13 protein-coding genes are annotated in these 15,459 nt (G+C 40.9%); 3 read left to right on the top strand and 10 right to left on the bottom strand.

The genetic code is table 11. The features are described 5' to 3' along the window. Window positions 1-21: 21 nt before the first annotated feature. From tsaD to secA, 6 genes are all read right to left on the bottom strand, one after another. On the bottom strand, window positions 22-1,020 hold the full coding sequence (gene tsaD / locus AC6FXG_RS04510) for a tRNA (adenosine(37)-N6)-threonylcarbamoyltransferase complex transferase subunit TsaD (RefSeq protein WP_500571745.1): 999 nt from the start codon (window positions 1,018-1,020) through the stop codon (window positions 22-24). Beyond that, the gene (locus AC6FXG_RS04505; protein ID WP_500571744.1) at window positions 1,014-1,394 is read right to left on the bottom strand and encodes a GNAT family N-acetyltransferase; all 381 of its coding nucleotides are present in this window, start codon (window positions 1,392-1,394) and stop codon (window positions 1,014-1,016) included. The genes tsaD and AC6FXG_RS04505 overlap by 7 nt, the downstream gene beginning before the upstream one ends. Continuing rightward, the gene (gene tsaB / locus AC6FXG_RS04500; protein WP_500571743.1) at window positions 1,391-2,017 is read right to left on the bottom strand and encodes a tRNA (adenosine(37)-N6)-threonylcarbamoyltransferase complex dimerization subunit type 1 TsaB; all 627 of its coding nucleotides are present in this window, start codon (window positions 2,015-2,017) and stop codon (window positions 1,391-1,393) included. Before tsaB ends, AC6FXG_RS04505 begins: the two co-directional genes overlap by 4 nt. Then, on the bottom strand, window positions 2,014-2,430 hold the full coding sequence (gene tsaE, locus AC6FXG_RS04495) for a tRNA (adenosine(37)-N6)-threonylcarbamoyltransferase complex ATPase subunit type 1 TsaE (protein WP_500571742.1): 417 nt from the start codon (window positions 2,428-2,430) through the stop codon (window positions 2,014-2,016). Before tsaE ends, tsaB begins: the two co-directional genes overlap by 4 nt. After that, window positions 2,423-3,536 (bottom strand): peptide chain release factor 2 gene (gene prfB / locus AC6FXG_RS04490; RefSeq protein WP_500571741.1). Its coding sequence is split into 2 segments (ribosomal slippage): window positions 2,423-3,460 and window positions 3,462-3,536, totalling 1,113 coding nucleotides; the frame shifts between segments, so codons are not numbered across the junction. The genes tsaE and prfB overlap by 8 nt, the downstream gene beginning before the upstream one ends. Window positions 3,537-3,541: 5 nt before the next feature. Then, on the bottom strand, window positions 3,542-6,265 hold the full coding sequence (gene secA / locus AC6FXG_RS04485; protein WP_500571740.1) for a preprotein translocase subunit SecA: 2,724 nt from the start codon (window positions 6,263-6,265) through the stop codon (window positions 3,542-3,544). 125 nt (window positions 6,266-6,390) lie between these two features. Here secA and AC6FXG_RS04480 point away from each other — a divergent pair, with 125 nt between their 5' ends. Beyond that, entirely contained in the window at window positions 6,391-6,522 is a 132-nt protein-coding gene (locus tag AC6FXG_RS04480; protein WP_500571739.1) for a hypothetical protein, read from the top strand. 51 nt (window positions 6,523-6,573) lie between these two features. Here the strand turns inward: AC6FXG_RS04480 and AC6FXG_RS04475 are convergent, their stop codons facing one another. From AC6FXG_RS04475 to AC6FXG_RS04460, 4 genes are all read right to left on the bottom strand, one after another. After that, on the bottom strand, window positions 6,574-7,143 hold the full coding sequence (locus AC6FXG_RS04475; RefSeq protein WP_500571738.1) for a hypothetical protein: 570 nt from the start codon (window positions 7,141-7,143) through the stop codon (window positions 6,574-6,576). Between the two features lie 158 nt (window positions 7,144-7,301). Continuing rightward, the gene (locus AC6FXG_RS04470; protein WP_500571737.1) at window positions 7,302-8,192 is read right to left on the bottom strand and encodes a glycosylasparaginase; all 891 of its coding nucleotides are present in this window, start codon (window positions 8,190-8,192) and stop codon (window positions 7,302-7,304) included. A gap of 99 nt (window positions 8,193-8,291) precedes the next feature. Further along, window positions 8,292-10,247 (bottom strand): hypothetical protein, encoded by a 1,956-nt coding sequence (locus tag AC6FXG_RS04465; RefSeq protein ID WP_500571736.1) that lies wholly within the window; start codon window positions 10,245-10,247, stop codon window positions 8,292-8,294. 6 nt (window positions 10,248-10,253) lie between these two features. Then, a complete protein-coding gene (locus AC6FXG_RS04460; protein ID WP_500571735.1) occupies window positions 10,254-12,314 on the bottom strand; it encodes an efflux RND transporter permease subunit in 2,061 nt (686 codons plus the stop codon). 171 nt (window positions 12,315-12,485) lie between these two features. On the opposite strand from AC6FXG_RS04460, the gene AC6FXG_RS04455 reads away from it, so the two are divergent. Together AC6FXG_RS04455 and AC6FXG_RS04450 are read left to right on the top strand one after the other, a co-directional pair. Then, a complete protein-coding gene (locus tag AC6FXG_RS04455; protein ID WP_075574066.1) occupies window positions 12,486-13,085 on the top strand; it encodes a TetR/AcrR family transcriptional regulator C-terminal domain-containing protein in 600 nt (199 codons plus the stop codon). 201 nt (window positions 13,086-13,286) lie between these two features. Next, complete coding sequence (locus tag AC6FXG_RS04450) at window positions 13,287-15,416, top strand: adenosylcobalamin-dependent ribonucleoside-diphosphate reductase (RefSeq protein WP_500571734.1); 2,130 nt, start codon at window positions 13,287-13,289, stop codon at window positions 15,414-15,416. Window positions 15,417-15,459 lie beyond the last annotated feature (43 nt).

Here is a 15,459-nt window from a genome sequence, read left to right as displayed (position 1 = left end):
AATCATCCATTAGTAATGAACTTACAAGCCCAGATTGGCGTCGGCTGTGAAAATCAAATCGCCATCGCCTTCTGATTTTCTGCTAATAAATCCCTGCATGCCAATCATGGCAGCATTGTCTGAAGTGTACTTTGGTAGAGGATACAAGACTTTTATACCGTGCTTGTCCCCCTCTTTTTGCAAGGCCTCACGTATGGCCTTGTTGTTTGAAACCCCACCTGAAATTGCAATTATCTTTCTATTTTTTTCTAGACAGGCCCGAATTGTCTTCTCAACAAGGACATCTATAACCGCATCTTGAAAGCTCTTGGCCAGGTCATTTACATTTATCTCATGGCCCTTCATTTTTTCTGTGTTTATGTGGTTGATAACAGCTGTCTTGAGGCCTGAAAAAGAAAAGTCGTAGGAATCTTTTTCCAGCCAGACGCGGGGAAAATCTATAGTCGCTTGACCATCCAGAGCTGCCTTTTCAAGCTGGGCTCCTCCCGGATAGCCAAAACCAATTACACGAGCAACCTTGTCAAAGGCTTCGCCACAAGCGTCGTCTCTGGTCTCGCCCATCTTGTCAAAGTCATCGTAGTCTTTGACGTCAATTATATATGAGTGGCCACCGGAAATTACAAGTGCAATATAAGGTGGCTCAAAGTCTTTATGTGTAATGTAGTTGCTAGCTATGTGGCCCTTCATGTGGTTAACCGGCACGATTGGAATATTGTTTGCAAGGGCAAGAGCCTTTGCGTACGAAACTCCAACCAAAAGTGCGCCAATAAGTCCTGGTCCTTGGGTGACAGTAATAAAATCAATATCATCCAAAGTGACATCAGCGTCTTTCAGTGCCTTGTCGATTACAAGAGAAATCGCCTCAATGTGCATACGGCTAGCAATCTCCGGGACCACTCCACCGTAGACGACATGGGTATCAATCTGGCTTGCAATTACATTTGAAAGCACCTCTCTATTTTCTTTTACGACCGCAACGCTAGTTTCGTCGCAGCTGGTTTCTATGGCTAAAGTTAACATCTCTCTTCCCTCTTCATCAAAATCGCATCCCCGTCAGGATAATAATTTTTTCGCCTGGCATATTCTGTAAATTCGCAGGCCTTGTAAAAATTAATCGCTCCATAATTATTTTCATTCACATCCAAATAAATAGTACCGTCAATTGCATTTATTATTTCTGTGGCTAATCCCTGCCTCTTGTGGGCCGCATCGACTGCTATAAAAATAATCTCCACTTCATTTAGGACCTCCGTATAAATCATATAGGCCAAATTTCTTATGCCGATAATTTTATAAGGGGCCTTAAAATCCTTTGAGGATAAATTTTTGCCAAAGGCCTCATGGTGAATTGCATTTACCCAGGCAAAATCGTTTTCATTTAAAATTTCAATCATTTGCTGACAATTTCTTCCTTGGTCTTTAGGTAATTTAAAGTTGAGGACATATAGTCTTCGTAATCTTTTTCGTCCACGTCAATGCTGGCTCTGGCCAGTCCCTTGACAGACAAATAAATATCCTTATCGACTGCTAGCTTGTAGCCCTTGGCCTCTAATTTGTCCTTATATTTTAAAAGTCCTTCGCCAAAGACTAAGCGGCCTTCTCCATCTGGCAATTCATTTATCTCATAAACTGCCGAATCGATTTTGCCGTCAGAAAAATAAACCCTGTCCCTGCGTGCGTCTATCATGGCGCAAGCATTTTCAGTGTAGGATTCAGCGATAATCGCCTTTAGAGTGTCCACTGGTATGATGGGTTTTTTTAGGGAATAGCTGATGGCTTTTGCCGCAGCCATGCCAACACGGAGGCCCGTAAAAGACCCCGGCCCATTTAAAATACTTATGGCGTCTATGTCTTTCATGTCCAAATCTATATAAGTAAAGGCATCGTCAATCATTTTAAAAATCGTTTCCGATTGTCTGATGCCGCCTTCTATACCGATTGATATTAGGCTCTCGCCATCATTGGTCACGCTAACGCCCGTTCCGGCTGTCCCCGTTAAAAGATTTAAAATAATCATAAGACCTCTCCCTTTAATGGCCCGTCAACTTCCACCAGTCTGCCGTCTTCTCCTTCCCGGCTAAAAGTGATGGATAAATCGTAGGGCTCATCGCCTAAAATTTCTGGCCACTCGATTAGCTTGATTGAATCATCGTCCAAAATTTCTTCTATGCCAATGCCAAGGGCTTCCTCGTAAGATTTCAGTCTATACAAATCCAAATGTGAAATCACTTGGTCGCCTTCATAAATATTTACCAGGCCAAAAGAAGGGCTCTTGGCATCAGTCCCCAGTGCCTTGGCAAAGGCCTTGGCAAAGGTTGTCTTGCCCGTCCCCAGATCTCCCTTCAAAAATATAATTGCGCCTGGACTGACCAGGCTTGCAATTTTTTCTGCAAATTTATTTGTATCTTCAAGATTTTTTAATTTAATCATGGTCTTCTTTCTTCATGAGCAAGTAGCCCTTAATAAATTCGTCTATATCTCCGTCCATAACGGCCTTGGTGTCACCAGTTTCCACATTTGTCCTGTGGTCCTTAACCATTTGGTAAGGGTGAAAAACATAGGACCTGATCTGGCTGCCCCATTCAATTTTTGAATAGTTTCCTGCCAGCTCGTCGATTTTCTCCTTGCGTTCTTCTTCCTTGAGGGCAATCAGCTTACCGGTCAAAATCTTCATGGCAACTTCCTTGTTTTTAAGTTGGCTGCGCTCGTTTTGACAGCTGACTACAATGCCCGTCGGTATGTGCTTGATGCGGACTGCTGAGTCAGTTGTGTTGACCGATTGGCCGCCGGCACCACTTGACCTGTAGGTATTTATCTCCAAGTCATTTTCGTTGATGTCTACCACAATGTCGTCGTCAAGATTTGGCATGACATCCACGCTTGCAAAAGACGTGTGGCGTTTGCGGGCCGTATCAAATGGCGATATGCGGACTAATCTATGAACGCCCTTCTCCCCCTTCAAATATCCATAGGCATTGCGGCCTTCAAAGAGCATGGTGACGGATTTTATTCCGCCCTCGGTGTCGTTTAAAAGATCCAAGACCGTTACCTTGTAATGATGGTCGTCGCCCCAGCGCTTGTACATCCGCATGAGCATCTCGGTCCAGTCTTGGGCCTCCAAGCCGCCTGCACCAGAGTGAATTTGCATAACAGCGGACTGGGAATCGTAATCACCCGTTAAAAGTTGGGTCAGTGAATAGTCGTCGACTTCCTTGGCCAGGTCTTTAACTCTTTTTTGCCAAAGCTTGTACTCATTCTCGTCGTCGCACTCTTCGCAGAGTTCCAAAAACACCCTGGCGTCTTCCAAGCCATTTAAGAGCTCGTAATACTCATTTATCTCCGACTCCAAATCATTTATTTTTTTCATCAAAGCTGAAGCTTTTTCCTGGTCATCCCAAAGGTTGGGCGCCAGGCTTTCTTTTTTTAACTCTTCAAGCTTAAGCTTCTTTTTTTCCGGGTCAAAGACTCTCTCCGATTCTCTTAACCCTCTCTATCATCTCATCTATCAAATTATAATCAGTCTGTAAAATCTCCATATTTTTTATCTCCCACAACAGTTTTTATATTTTTTACCAGATCCACATGGGCATGGGTCATTTCTTCCAACCTTAGGAGCGCTTCTAACAACTGTATCTTGCTTAGGTGCCCCAGCTTGGATATTTTTGTTTACCTGCTTGCGTTCAACCTTTTGTGGATCTTCAACATGGAAGAGGTATTTCAAGAAAGTTTCTTGGATATCCTCATTCATGGCCTCAAACATTTGCGAGCCCTCAATTTGGTAAGCGCGAACTGGGTCAACTTGCCCATAGGCCCGTAGACCAATTCCGGTTTTTAATTGGTCCATGGCGTCTATGTGGTCCATCCACTTTTCGTCTACAACTCTAAGGAGCAAAATGCGTTCGATGTTTCTCAAGTTTTCAGGGCCGAATTCCCCTTCCCTTCTCTTGTACTCATCTAAGATTGCATCCTTCATCTTGGCCTTCATGTCCTCAGGATTATCTCCCAGAGGCATTGGCACGCCAAAGATGCCTTCAGTTTCGGATTTAATTTTTTCTTTTTGCCATTCACCAGTCTTTTCAAATTCAAAGGAATAAAGCTTAATCATCCTGTCTAGGACTGTGTCGATCATGGACTTAACCGTATCTTTAAAGTCAGCCCCTTCAAGGATTTTCTTTCTTTCACCGTAAATAATGGTCCTTTGTTGGTTCATGACGTCGTCGTATTGTAGAACGTGTTTACGCGACCTAAAGTTGTTGGCTTCAACATTTCTTTGAGCCGTTTCAATACGCTTGGTAATCATGCTATGCTTGAGAGGTTCTTCATCTTCACCAGAAAATCTTTGGATCAATTCCTTTAGCCTTTCCCCACCAAAGAGCCTCATGAGGTCGTCTTCAGTTGAGATAAAGAACTTGGATGAACCCGGGTCCCCTTGACGGCCTGAACGACCGCGGAGCTGGTTGTCAATACGCCTTGACTCGTGGCGTTGGGTGCCAACTATGTGAAGGCCGCCAGCTGCGATAACCTTTTCCTTTTCTTCCTTGATTTCGTCTCTGAATTTATCGATCAAATCATGATATTTTTTCCTGTAAGCGATAAGAGCTGGATCTTGGGTTTCTTCGTAGCCTTCGATGGCAATTATCATATTTTCATCGTCGACTTCTTTTTTAATTTCATTTATAGCCAAGTGCTCAGGATTGCCGCCCAGCATAATATCCGTACCACGGCCGGCCATGTTGGTTGCAATAGTTACAGCCCCGTAGCGACCAGCTTGAGCAACGATTTCCGCTTCCTTCTCGTGGAATTTCGCATTCAAAACCCTGTGGTCAATTCTTTCTTTCTTCAAGAGCTTGGACAAGTGTTCTGAGTCTTCGATTGTAATTGTACCAACCAAAACTGGTTGGCCCTTTTCGTGGGCTGCCTTTATGTCTCTAACAATTGCCCTGTCCTTGGCATCAATTGTTGCATAGATTTCGTCATCGTAATCAATTCTTTGAACTGGCCTGTTGGTTGGAATTGCAATTACTTCCATATCATAAATTTCTCTAAACTCTGCTTCTTCGGTCATGGCCGTACCGGTCATACCAGATAATTTGTCATACATTCTAAAATAATTTTGGAAGGTAATGGTAGCCAGAGTCATGGATTCGTTTTGCACATTCAAATTTTCCTTGGCTTCGATAGCTTGGTGGAGGCCGTCTGAATACCTGCGGCCGTACATAATACGCCCAGTAAATTCGTCAACGATTAAGACCTCTCCGTCCTTAACCACGTAATCGACATCGCGTTTCATCAGGCTCCTGGCCTTGAGGGCGATATTTATGTGGTGCATAATTTCTATATTGTCAATATCGGCCAAGTTTTCAATTCCAAAATATGACTCAGCCTTCTTGGTTCCCTTTTCTGTAATGGAAACCGTATTATTTTTTTCATCCACCAGATAATCCACAGTTTCTTCCTTGGGTTCTGTGTCAAAATCCAAGGGGCTGTATGGCTTTTCATCTGGATCAACTTCCCTGTATGATAAAGTGTTGGCAAAATTTCTGGCCCTAACATATAAGTCATTAGCCTTGTCAGCTTGACCAGAAATAATTAAAGGCGTCCTAGCTTCGTCAATTAAAATCGAGTCGACTTCGTCAACGATGGCGTAATGTTGGCCGCGTTGAACCATGTTTTCCTTGTAGATAACCATGTTGTCACGCAAATAGTCAAAGCCAAATTCATTGTTGGTCCCGTAAGTTATATCAGCTGCATAAGCCTGCCGCCTTTCGGCCTTGTCGAGGCCATTTAAAATAACCCCAACAGATAGGCCCAAAAATTCAAAAGTTTTTCCCATCCAGTTGCGGTCACGCTTGGCCAAGTAGTCGTTAACTGTAACGATGTGCACGCCCTTACCTTCAAGAGCATTCAAATAAGCAGGCATAGTTTCGACCAAGGTCTTACCTTCACCTGTTTTCATTTCTGCAATCATCCCCTTGTGGAGGACAATACCGCCAACGACTTGAACCCTGTAGGGACGCATATTCAAAACCCTAGCCGAGGCCTCACGCATAGTTGCAAAAGCCTCTGGCAAAATATCGTCAAGGGTCTCGCCCTTTGCCAATCTTTCTTTAAATTCACCTGTCTTTTCCTTTAAGGCATCGTCAGTTAGTTTTTTATATTCTTCTTCATAAGCCATAACCTGGTCGGCTATGGGTTCTATTTTTTTGAGTTCTTTAGTGGATAAATCACTAAATAAACCTCCAAACATTTTTTTAAACATTCCCATTAAAATCACCTTTCTATGGATACATTATAACAGTTGGCGGTCATTAATACAAGATATCAGCTAAATTTATCAATTAAAATCCGGCAAGCAGAAAGTAAAAAATAAATTTTGTTTTTTCTATTTTTTTGCTTCATATAATTTTTGTAGACAAAGCTATAAATATTCCTATGATTTTTGCAGCTGAGTGGTCAAATATTCCTATGATTTTTGCAGTTAAACAGGCAAAACTTCCTATGGATTTTGCAAAAGGCAAATAAAAATGGAGCCTTTTTAAAAAAGCCCCATAAAAATTTTATTATCGATTATTTTTAATTTTTTAAAAAATCTTTCATTTGATTTTGCTTGGCCCTTAAATGATCGTCTTCAGCCATCATTCTATTGTGGTTTTTTCTATTGACTAAATCAGCTAAATACCTGACAAAATACATGGCAAGTGACAGGCACAAGCAAGTGATAGCAGGGGCAAAAATATAATTGCTGTTGAAGATGCTTACCTCCCTACTGTGCAAAATTCCATACATTTGCAGGAGCCTAACTATCATATTGGACCCTGTAAGCGTCTGTGCCAATCCAAGGGCTAACATCAAAGCAGAAAATATCCAGGGTGTGTAGGATTTTTCAGATCCCACAAAATTTATCCCATCGTAGGCGCCCATGGCTGCATAAAAAGTAAAGGCAACCCCATAAACAAAAGCTAAAATACTCATGGAGTTCAAAAATTGATCCATCTGCCTCAAGTCGCTTTCAAGTCCATCAGGCTTTAAAACTTCTGAATTGATAATACTAAAGCCAATTACAATGGCCAGTCCAAATACCAAGGCAAAGATAAATCTGCCCTTTAGGGTGTTGTAATTCAAAAAACCTTTATTCTTTTTCATTCCGTCCTCCTTTTGTTCCTTGTTTTTGTCAACCGCTTTTAATTTTAAAATACAATATGTATTCATCTTTCATATACCCAATTTGTGTGCTCTGCTACCGTTTCCCTGCAAATTAACTTAAACAAAAAACAGCCGGGTTTTTTGCCCAGCTGTATATATTAAATATCGTATTTATTTTTTCTCTTTTCTACGGTCTTGCCAAAGTCTTTTGAAATTAAAAATTCAACTTCATCTCCTGTGCAGACGACGAATGGAAATTCTTCGCGGTTGGATGCGGCGCCGAATTCTCCATCTTTGTTTACTGCAACTACGCTAAATTCTCTTGGCTCTTTGCCTTTGGCTCTCAGCCTATCATCCAGGCCTTTTACTGCGATCCCGCAAGCTTCCATTGGACTCTTGCCTTCGCCCATGAGTCGAACGATTTCATAGGACAAGGTCCCTTTTATTATATCTTCGCCAACGCCAGTAGCGGTTGCACCGCCAATGTCTGAATCAGCATAGAGGCCTGGCCCAACAATTGGTGAGTCGCCAACTCTCCCCTTCCACTTCATAAAAAGTCCAGATGTAGATGTGGCCGATACAACTCTTCCGCCACTTGCAATTACAGCACCAACTGTGTCGTGCCCTTCGATTTCATTCCTGCCTTCAGCCAATTTTTCTAACCAGCGTTTCTTGGCAGGCTCTGTCAAAAGTTCTTCGTGCTTAAAGCCATTTTTCATGGCGAATTCATAGGCGCCTGGGCCCACTAAAAAATTATTGTAAGGCTCATCGACCAAAAGTCTGGCGACAGACACCGGTGTCTTGACATTGCGAATGGATGCAATTGATCCGTAGGACAAGGTGTCCCCGTTCATAATAGCTGCGTCCAGCTCTACAATTCCATCCTGATTTGGCCAACCCGAATAGCCCACATTGTGAAAGCTGGGTTCCAGTTCAATTTGATTTATGAGGCCGCAAATCGCATCCTCAACGCTCTTGCCTTCTCTAAGCAAATCTCTAGCAATCTTTACGCCCTGAAAGGCGATTTCCCAAGTAGCAATAACTGTCATAATATTCCTCCTTAATAAATCTAGTATATATCTTATGGAAAAAATAGTAAAGTCCGTCCAATAAAAAATGACCTGCTGGCTTGCAGGTCATCTTGTAAATTATCTTTTAAATAAGTCAGTCAGTCTTTCAAAAAAGTTTTCCTTTTGCACTGGATCTTCTTCGATTTTAACAGTTTTTTCTAGCTTTTCAATCTTTTGACTTTTAATTACAAATTGAACTGACCTTACATTTTTATTTTTCTCTGAGGCAAAGGAAAGTGCCTCATGGTCTTCAGCAGGCAATTTTTCCCTGATTTTATTTTTAATTTCCTCATCGATATTAAGGCTTTCCTTGTAAAATTTATTGGTCCCATCTTTGAGTTTCAAAACGCCATTCATGTATTCGTTCAGGCCCTTGTAAAATTCATCAGACCCATCTTGCAAATTGAGTCCGCCCTCATTGAGGTCTTTGGATTTGTTGGTCAATTCATCCAAACCAGCCTTGAGTTCGCCAAGACCTGCTGCCAGGCTGCCGACTCCATCTGTGTAGGCCTCTAAGCCTTGGTGGATGAGTCCATACTTTTCTGTCAGAGTTGTCAGCGCTTGATTTAGGGTATTTGCTCCTTCATTCTTGGCTTGGCCAGCTAATTTTTCAATGCCTTGGAGATTTTTATTTACTTGTCCCATACCCATGGCGACTTTGTCAATGTTTTCGTCAAGGCTCTTGTAAGAAGTTTGGAGACCATCAAAGTATGCCCTTGTGCCTGCAATCAGACCAAGATTTGCTTGAATCATCTTTGATGCATCTTCAGCAGCCTTTACTTGGCTCATGATAATTTGCCTTTGGTCATCGGATAATTTTGGATTTTGCAATTGTTCTTGGCCTCTTTTAATTTGCTCGATCAATTTGGCAAGTTCATTCTTATAATTTGCTTCTAAAGAGCTAATATCCAAACCATTTTGGGCCATAGCAGCCGAGTAAGCTTCAAAGCTAGTTGCAGCGGAGAATTTTTTTGAGCCCTGACTTAGTTCCTGCATACCGCCTTCAATTTTTCCTGTGGCCCCTGCCAAGTCTTTGATGTTTTCTGGCATATTAGCCATGGCAGAAGTGGCTTCGCTTATTTGTCTCAGGGCTTGGTAAAATTCTTCTGAGGCCTTTATGAGGTCTCCGGATTTTTCGTCCAAGGACTTGGCTCCAGTGGAAATTTTTTCGCTGCCCTCGTTTAATTTTTCTATGGCACCAACTATCATTCCAGTACCATCCACATAAGCGTGAACGCCGCCCTTTAATTCTTCGGCTGCGTGAATTAGCTTGTCGCCATTGCTTTTTAATTGATTTGCTCCATCGTTTATCTTAAAAACTGCGTCTTTAAATTTATCAAAATCATTTTTAAAACCCAATTCTTCCGAATCGATATCCACATTTAGTTCAAGGCCGTTGATGGAAAAACCTGCAAATTCAAAGTCCTCTACATCTGCCAAAATAGATGTGTGAAAGTCGGTTTTTGGTAAGACCAAAAAGGTCAGGACCTTGTTTTCACCTTCATTTGCAAGTGTGGCCTTGGTCGCTTCTATATTTTTAAATTTATTTGTGTCTAGCTTGGTGGAAATTTGCAGGACATACTTGTCGTAAAAATCCGATCTGACTTTTTTATTTTCCTTTATAGATAAGTCAATCTTGACCTGGCCACTGGCTCCCGCCAAATCTGCTGGATCAATTTCCTTGCCATCCAGAAAATACTTGATGTCAATTTTCCAAGGTGCCTCTTTGGATTTCAATTCGCCTTGATAGTAAATCCTATCCTTGTCGCTGGTAAATTGTATCTTATCTCCGTCCACCACTGGCTTCAAAGAGGAATTTAAAATCTTAACAGACTTGTAGTCGCCAAAGTCCTCTACTTCAGATTTTGGAAATATATTTACAACATTTATATCCTCAATCCCACCATTTTGATTGGTATTGATGTAAACGACTTCTTCTTTATAATCCTTGCCCTCTGCAAATACCAGAGCGCCTTGTGTAAAAATCATTGTAGCTGCAAGAAGTCCTGCACCTATTCTTTTAATGTTTTTCATTTTATCCTACCTTTCATTAACAAAATTTGTATCCTTTGTCGTCTTTTGAATTGCCCCGTCCAACAAGTACAGGAGGCCAGGCAATACAAAGAGTACATTTACAAAGGATGCCGTAGCACCCACAGATAACCTGTAGCCAATTTGTGAAATCATCCCGTGGCTGGAGAATTTACCCAGCAAAAATCCAACTATAATCATGGCTGAAGCCGATGTCATAATGGAAACAGCAACTTGGGAAATCGTATTTTTTACAGCCAAGTCCTTGGCCATTAGCTTTCTGTTCTCGTCATATCTCTCGGTCAAAAGTATGGCGTAATCCACCGTAGCTCCCAGTTGGATAGACGAGATAATCAAATATGAAATATAAAATATCGGACTGGACCTAAAATACGGCACAGACATATTGATTAAAATTGCCGCCTCTATTGTTGCAAGCAAGAGGACTGGCAAGAGCAAGGACTTGAGCGAAAACAAGAGGACCAAAAATACTGCCGATATGGCAATAATATTTACGACCGCCATGTCCTTTATAACCGTATTTTTAAGATCAAAGGTCGAAATGCCTTCGCCTGCCAAATGGTAATCGTCTCCATAATATTTTTCGCAAATGTCCTCAATCTTTTCAATAAGAGCTTCAGTCTTTTCGCCTTCGTAGTCGACCAAGACTGAAAGGATCATCCTGGTGTACTGGTCTGAGTTCAACTTCTTGATTAAATCCTTGTCCAAAAATTCCTCTGGTATAGTTTCGCCAACGCTATCCACATAGGAAACTATGGACTTAACTTCAGGCAAACTTTTCAGTTCATTTGAAAGTTCCCTTTCCTTTTCCAAATTCCCCTTGGGCAAAAGCAGGGCATAATTGTCTCCCTTGCCAAATTCTTTTTCAATGGCAATTTTGTCCCTACCAACTTGGGTGTTCTCACCAAAAACATGGGAGTTGCCAAAGTAATAATCATTGTTTTGTGAGGCCAAAAAGCAAGGTATCATGACAAGTGCAAATAAAATTACCAAAAGGTTTTTCTTTTTCAAAACAAAGTTCCCCAGCTTGTCAAAACTTGGCATAAAATTTTTGTGACTAGTCCTGTCTATAAACTTGTCCATATAAAGAATTGTTACAGGCGTTAGCGTAAAGACTGTTATAAGGGAAATAAAAATCCCTTTTGCCAAGGCCAAGCCCATGTCCTGACCAATTTTAAACTGCATAAAGACCAAGGCTATAAAACCAATTATAGTAGTCAAGGCCGAGGAAAATATTGACGAATAGCTACTTACAACTGCGGATTCAATGGCGTCTCTGTAGTTGTCGTACTTGCCTCTTTCCTCCTTGTACCTGTGCAAGATAAACACCGTGTAGTCAAGCGAGACCGCCAGCAGTAAAATATTGCCCGCCGCATTAGTTACAAATGAAATTTGTCCAAAGATAATATTGGTCCCTGCGTTTATCACAATCCCTGCAACCAGACCAATCAAAATAATCAATGGTTCTATGTAGGAATCTGTTGTTAGAATTAAAATTAAAATAGTAAATAAAAATCCTATAGCCGTTACAATTGCAATCTCCTTGATAGAAGATGTAGTTGACATGGCCGCATTTACAGCCGAGCCCGTCATGGCGTTATCTGGTCCAATAATTTCTCTAATGCCCTCCACCGCATCAATTTCCTTGTCAGTGTCAACTGTAATATCAATCAGGGCGCTGTTGTTCTTATAATAGTTATCCAGATGTTTTTCATCCATAAAGCTAGATGGCTTCATCAGATTTTCAAAATCATCCAACCAAATAATATCCATAACCCCGTCAACATTTTTCAATTCTTCTATAGTCTCTAATGTTTGATTGATGCTTACGTCTTTGAGCATAACTCTAACATTTGGTATCATCTCATCAAACTCTTCCTCCATTGTCTTAAGGGCAATAGTTGATTTGCTCTTTGAAGGTAAATAATCGTTTATGTGGTAGTTAACATCTACTTTTGTGTATGAAAAAATTGAAAATATCAAAAGCAAAACGTAAATGCTAACAACCATTTTTGGATGATCCAAAACTTTTTTGATATATTTGTTCAAAAATATCCCCCCTAAAAATAAATTGTAGAGTTCATTATACCCCCATAAATTGAAAACTAAAATGGCCATTTGTTGGTCAGATGTGTAATAAATATTTTTTGTTTACACACATGTGATTAATAAGTCTAAAATGGGTATATAAACACAAGAAAAATAAAAATGGGGTGGATTATGAGAAACGAAGAAATTTCTTACAATACAAAAAAAGCTTTGTCGCTCGCTCTAAAAGAGATGATGGAAAAAAAAGACCTAAATAAAATAACCATATCTGAAATAACTAGGCTTTCAAATTACAACCGCAAGACCTTTTACTATCACTTTGAGGATATAGACGACCTGCTTTTATGGACTCTAGAAGACGAGGCAATGTTAAGGTTGCGTAATTTTGATAAGTCCAATGATTACAAAGAAGCGATAATCTTTGCCATGAACTATATCGAAAGCAATCAAACAGTTTTAAACTGTGCATACAATTCCGTGGGTAGGGAGACTTTGAGAAAGTTATTTTTAAAAGACTTCTATCAGATTTCCGAAGGAATTTTAAATAAATTCTTGGTTGAATCCAATATAAAAGTTGATGATGAGTTCAAAGACTTCTTGTGTAAGATGATTTCAGGGGCCACAGCCACTATGATTATAGATTATTTCAACAAAAAGCAGGACTATTACAATAACATCGACAAGGACAGGGTCGCTGACTATATATTGCTGATTGCGTCCTCATCGATTAGAGCATCTATTGACGAATATGCCAAGTCTAGTTTGAAATAAAAACTTACAAATAATTTTAAAATCTTAGCCTTAAAAATTTTTAAGGCTTTTTTTATTGGTCTAAAGCCTTTTTTCTAATTGTGACTAAAATTTAATTATTTTTGCCTACAAAATCCATTTACATTTTGTACATTTAGGGGTATAATGAAATATGTGCACAAGATATTGTGCAATCTATTAGAAATAAAATTGGAGGAAGACATGACAAGTGTAATAAAAAGAGATGGCCGCAATGTGCCATTTGATGAAGGCAAAATAGAAATAGCCGTTTCTAAAGCCATGGCTGAAACTCAAAAAGGAATTGAAGAAGACGTCGCAGCCCTGGTGGCAAAAGCTGCTAAAGACAACTTTACTGACAAGGAATCAGTTACTATAGAAGATATCCAAGACTTTGTTGAATTGGAACTCATGAAACACAGCCCAGAAGCTGCAAAAAAATATATTCTTTACAGGGAAGAACGCACCAAGCTCCGTGAAGAAGGCTGGCAAATGTCCGACCTGCAAAAGGATATCTACAACAACAAATACCGTTACGACGGCGAAAGCTTTGAAGAATTTATCAGAAGAGTTTCCGGCGGCGACGATTTCATTGGCAAGGCCATCAAGGACAAGAAATTTATGCCAGCTGGCAGAATTCTTGCAGGCCGTGGCCTAGACAAGTTTGGCAAGAAAATCACCCTGTCCAACTGCTATGTAATGCCCCAAGTTGAAGATAATATCGAATCTATTTTTGATACTGCAAAATACTTGGCCAGGACTTACAGCTACGGCGGTGGATGCGGACTTACCATTTCCAAGCTCCGTCCAAAGGGAGCCCACGTTAGAAATGCTGCCAACACAACTACAGGTGCAGTTTCCTTTATGGATTTATTTTCTCTAACCACATCCCTAATCGGCATGCGTGGACGCCGCGGAGCCCTCATGCTAAACATGGATGTATCCCACCCGGACATCGAAGACTTTATCGATGTTAAAAACAATCTGGAAAAAGTTACATCTGCAAATATTTCTGTAAATATAAATGACGAATTTATTAAGGCTGTCAAGGACGGTACAGATTACACCCTCCACTTCCAAGTGGAATCCACAGGCGAAGTAATCGAAAAGACCATTGATGCCCGTGCCCTCTGGCACAAGCTAGCCAAAAACAATTGGAATATGGCTGAGCCTGGCGTACTTTTCTGGGACCGCATCAACTCCTGGCACATTATGAGCGAAGACAAAAACTTCTCTTACGCCGGAGTAAATCCATGCGCTGAAGAACCGCTCCCAGCCTTTGGATCATGTAACCTATCCTCCATCAACCTAAGTGAATTTGTCAAAGACCCATTCACAGACTATGCACGCTTTGACTTTGAAGCCTTTGAAAAAATGGCAACAGCTGGAGTAATTTATCTAAATGGAATCCTGGATGAAAATACAAATCTCCACCCACTTCCTGAACAAAGGAAGATGAGTGATGACCTCAGACAAATTGGCCTGGGCATTATGGGCCTGGCAGATATGTTTATCAAACTCGGCATCACCTACGGTTCTGAGTCCTCAATCAAACTCATCCATCAAATCGGCCGTTCTCTAATAAATTCTGCTCTTAGACAATCAGCCTTACTTGCTAAAGAAGACGGCCCATTCCCAATGTATGACGCAGAAGCAGTTCTAGCCTCACCATTCATCCAAGCAAACGCAGATGAAGACGTCCTAGAACTCATCAAAGAGCACGGACTAAGAAACTCACAACTCCTCACCATTGCACCAACAGGATCCATTTCAACCCTGCTCGGATGCTCCAACGGAGTTGAACCAATCTTCCAAATTTCCTACACCAGAAAAACTGAATCCATCCACTCAGAAGACAGATACTACAAAGTCTACACAGGTATTGTCAAAGAGCTCATGGATAAATTGGAAATCTACGAAGAAGAAGACCTACCAGATTATGTAATTACAACTTCAACCTTGAACTACAAGGACAGGATCGAAGTACAAGCAGCCTGGCAACAATATATAGACGCATCAATTTCATCAACCGTAAATGTGCCAAACGAATTTACAATCGAAGATGTCGAAGGCCTCTATATGTATGCCTATGACATGGGCCTCAAGGGCGTCACAATCTATCGTGATGGCTGTGCACGCGGAGGAATTTTAATCACAGATAACAAAAAATCATCTGCTGACAAAATCCAAGAACTCCAAAAAGAAATCGACGAAATCGCCAGCACAGAACTCAAACAAAACCCAGACGTCTGCCCAATGTGTGGGGGCAAAATGATCCACTCAGGCGGCTGTGCAGAATGCACCTCCTGCGGCTACTCCCCATGCTCAGTGTAAAATAAAAATAAGAAGTGTTTCGTTTTTTCCCAATATAAAAACC

The sequence above is a fragment of the Ezakiella massiliensis genome (genome assembly GCF_059862345.1).
Note: the sequence above shows the minus strand (reverse complement) of the source record. Positions and strands in the feature narration are given on the sequence as shown.

Bases quoted from the DNA above. Each gene is read 5' to 3' on its own strand.
- tsaD (WP_500571745.1), bottom strand. From the start codon at position 1,020: ATGTTAACTTTAGCCATAGAAACCAGCTGCGACGAAACTAGCGTTGCG.
- AC6FXG_RS04505 (WP_500571744.1), bottom strand. From the start codon at position 1,394: ATGATTGAAATTTTAAATGAAAACGATTTTGCCTGGGTAAATGCAATT.
- tsaB (WP_500571743.1), bottom strand. From the start codon at position 2,017: ATGATTATTTTAAATCTTTTAACGGGGACAGCCGGAACGGGCGTTAGC.
- tsaE (WP_500571742.1), bottom strand. From the start codon at position 2,430: ATGATTAAATTAAAAAATCTTGAAGATACAAATAAATTTGCAGAAAAA.
- secA (WP_500571740.1), bottom strand. From the start codon at position 6,265: ATGGGAATGTTTAAAAAAATGTTTGGAGGTTTATTTAGTGATTTATCC.
- AC6FXG_RS04475 (WP_500571738.1), bottom strand. From the start codon at position 7,143: ATGAAAAAGAATAAAGGTTTTTTGAATTACAACACCCTAAAGGGCAGA.
- AC6FXG_RS04470 (WP_500571737.1), bottom strand. From the start codon at position 8,192: ATGACAGTTATTGCTACTTGGGAAATCGCCTTTCAGGGCGTAAAGATT.
- AC6FXG_RS04465 (WP_500571736.1), bottom strand. From the start codon at position 10,247: ATGAAAAACATTAAAAGAATAGGTGCAGGACTTCTTGCAGCTACAATG.
- AC6FXG_RS04455 (WP_075574066.1), top strand. From the start codon at position 12,486: ATGAGAAACGAAGAAATTTCTTACAATACAAAAAAAGCTTTGTCGCTC.
- AC6FXG_RS04450 (WP_500571734.1), top strand. From the start codon at position 13,287: ATGACAAGTGTAATAAAAAGAGATGGCCGCAATGTGCCATTTGATGAA.